Annotated in this window: 1 protein-coding gene; it reads left to right on the top strand. The window is 49.4% G+C overall.

The genetic code is table 11. The features are described 5' to 3' along the window. A partial coding sequence (locus tag IEX97_RS13840) for a hypothetical protein (RefSeq protein WP_229776953.1) occupies window positions 1-271 on the top strand: 271 nt, incomplete at both ends.

Raw genomic sequence — 271 nt, 5'->3', positions numbered from 1 at the left:
TAACGGCTACAAAGACCGTGAGTATGTGCGTCTTGCACTGATCGGTGAAAAACTAGGCCACAAAGTATTCATCGTACTAGAGAAGCTTTCTGAGCTGGATCTGGTGCTAGAAGAAGCGAAAAGCTTGGGCGTAAAACCGCGCCTTGGTTTGCGCATTCGCCTCGCCTCTCAAGGTGCAGGGAAATGGCAAGCAAGTGGCGGTGAAAAATCGAAGTTTGGTTTGTCTGCATCGCAAGTACTCTGCGTTATTGAACGTCTGAAACGCGAAGGC

Origin of the sequence: Paenalicyclobacillus cellulosilyticus (assembly GCF_014647315.1) — a bacterium.
Classification (GTDB): domain Bacteria; phylum Bacillota; class Bacilli; order Alicyclobacillales; family Alicyclobacillaceae; genus Alicyclobacillus_J; species Alicyclobacillus_J cellulosilyticus.
The sequence above is the reverse complement of the archived record's forward strand: the minus strand, read 5'-3'. Positions and strand labels throughout refer to the sequence as shown.